The organism is Mycobacterium sp., from assembly GCF_049802695.1.
Lineage (GTDB): Bacteria > Actinomycetota > Actinomycetes > Mycobacteriales > Mycobacteriaceae > Mycobacterium.
Map to the genome: position 1 here is coordinate 1 of NZ_JBARMY010000235.1, position 2,432 is coordinate 2,432.

Consider the following 2,432-nt stretch of genomic DNA (forward strand, 5'->3'; position numbering starts at 1 on the left):
GTGCACGACGCGGTGTCGGAAGCGCTCGGCGAGCACATCGACGCGGGCACCGACCTGGCCACGCTGCGCAGGCTGGCCGATGCCGCGCACATCCCCTACCAACCCCGCTGGGACGCCGGCGCGGTGGTGCTCGAGCTGTACGAGCACCTGGTGGAGGACCGCACCGAGCAACCGACTTTCTACACCGACTTCCCCACCTCGGTGTCCCCGTTGACCCGGCCGCATCGCAGCAAGCCGGATGTGGCCGAACGCTGGGATCTGGTGGCGTGGGGCATCGAGCTGGGCACCGCCTACACCGAACTCACCGACCCCATCGAGCAGCGCCGGCGCCTGCAGGAACAGTCGCTGCTGGCCGCCGGCGGTGATCCCGAGGCGATGCAGCTCGACGAAGACTTCCTGCAGGCCATGGAGTATGCGATGCCGCCCACCGGCGGGCTCGGCGTGGGCGTCGACCGCGTCGTCATGCTGATCACCGGCCACAGCATCCGCGAGACCCTGCCGTTCCCGCTGGCGAAACCCCGATAGCGGGCGGTCGTTACGCGGTTGAGGCCGTGGTGTTGGCCGTGGTGTTCCTGACGTCTCGCTGGACGCCCGCCCGCTCAATGCTCATCAGACTTTCGGCCTCGTGCTCCTCGTGGTAAGCCCGGCCGCCGCCGTTGAGCCCGAACAGCCGTTTACTCCACAGCAGCCAAACCACGGCCAGCACATTGATGATCAGCGCGCCGACCCGCAGCGCCGTGATCTTCTCCGTCAGCTCATACACTTCGAGCGGAAGGAACACACTGGTCGCGATCACCGCGAAGTACTCGCCCCAGCGCTTCATCAGCCACAGACCCACCGCCTCGATGAACTCGATCAGGGCGTAGGTCGCCAGCGCAAGGGCGATCAGCAGCAGCGTCGAGGACGACAACTTCAACGCGTTGATGACGTGGTGGAGGATCTTCGAATCGTCCGGGTTCCAGCCGATCTGATTGGCCAGCGGCCGGATCAGCGGCAGATCCTGGTCGAGTGCCTGCTGCCAGCGCTCCCGCGCGCCGCGGACCTTGAGCACGCCGGCCGCCACCAACACGAAGATCACACCCCGCACCGCGCGCTCTACGGCGAGCGCCCGCATCAACGTCCGGTCGCGCAGCAACCGTCCCCGCGGGATCTCCGGTGCGGTGCCCGCCGGGCCGCTACCGTGGGCCGGGCCGACGACGAACGTCTCGCACCGAAGGCAGCGCCAGGCTTCTCCGGCGGGGGTGTCGGCTTTAAGGCGCTCACGCAGCTCCGGCTCGTCGGGCGCGAAAGTCGCATGCCCGCGCAGGCCACACGATCGCAGCGCAAAATCCACCATGAAAAGCACGCTAATGTCAGCACCCACCGGCGCGCAGCGCGACCCCCAACCTGGGTCGACTTACTCGGCTGACCGTCAGGCGCTGACCCGTCGGCGCTTGCTCGCCGACCGCCGACGGGGCGGGTCCGCTGACACGCGGAGCGTCTCGGCGAGGAACTTGCCCGTGTAGCTCTCGGGCACCGCCGCGACGTCTTCGGGCGTGCCCTCGGCGACGATCGCGCCGCCCTCCCCGCCCCCTTCGGGACCCATGTCGATGACCCAGTCCGACGTCTTGATCACATCGAGGTTGTGCTCGATCACGATCACCGTATTGCCTTTGTCGACAAGCCCGTTGATGACGGTCAGTAGCTTGCGGATGTCGTCGAAGTGCAAGCCGGTGGTCGGCTCGTCGAGAATGTAGACGGTGCGCCCGGTGGAGCGTTTCTGCAATTCAGACGCCAGCTTCACGCGCTGCGCCTCACCGCCGGACAGGGTCGGAGCCGGCTGACCGAGCCGGACATAGCCGAGCCCGACGTCGACCAGCGTGCGCAGATAGCGGTATATGCCGGTGATCGGCTGGAAGAACTCGGCCGCCTCCTCGATCGACATGTCCAACACTTCAGAGATCGTCTTGCCTTTGTAGTGCACCTCGAGAGTTTCACGGTTGTAGCGGGCGCCTTGGCACACCTCGCACGGCACGTACACGTCCGGCAGGAAGTTCATCTCGATCTTGATGGTGCCGTCACCCGAACACGCCTCGCAGCGGCCACCTTTGACGTTGAAAGAGAACCGGCCCGGCTGATAGCCACGGACCTTGGCCTCGGTGGTCGCCGAGAACAAAGTCCGGATCTTGTCGAAGACCCCGGTGTAGGTCGCGGGGTTGGACCGTGGCGTACGGCCGATCGGCGACTGGTCGACCCGCACCAGTTTGTCGACGTTGTCGAGCCCGGTGACCCGGGTGTGCCGGCCGGGCACCTGGCGGGCTCCGTTCAGCTTGTTGGCCAGCACCGCGGCCAGGATGTCGTTGACCAGTGTCGACTTACCCGAGCCGGACACCCCGGTCACCGAGGTGAGCACGCCCAGCGGGAACGACACGTCGATGCCGCGCAGATTGTGT

At 66.7% G+C, this 2,432-nt stretch carries 2 protein-coding genes and 1 pseudogene; 1 reads left to right on the top strand and 2 read right to left on the bottom strand.

Translation table 11 applies throughout. The features are described from left to right. Positions 1-525, top strand: a 525-nt coding sequence (locus tag WA317_RS09445) for an amino acid--tRNA ligase-related protein (protein WP_425172778.1), incomplete at its 5' end; no start/stop codon positions are given. A 10-nt stretch (positions 526-535) separates the two neighbouring features. Here WA317_RS09445 and WA317_RS09450 read toward each other — a convergent pair. Together WA317_RS09450 and WA317_RS09455 are read right to left on the bottom strand one after the other, a co-directional pair. Beyond that, positions 536-1,336 (bottom strand): DUF2127 domain-containing protein, encoded by an 801-nt coding sequence (locus WA317_RS09450; protein ID WP_425172779.1) that lies wholly within the window; start codon positions 1,334-1,336, stop codon positions 536-538. 75 nt (positions 1,337-1,411) lie between these two features. Beyond that, positions 1,412-2,432, bottom strand: a pseudogene (locus WA317_RS09455) (excinuclease ABC subunit UvrA); the annotation flags it as partial.

Coding starts and splice junctions, on each gene's coding strand:
- WA317_RS09450 (WP_425172779.1), bottom strand. CDS start 1,336: ATGGTGGATTTTGCGCTGCGATCGTGTGGCCTGCGCGGGCATGCGACT.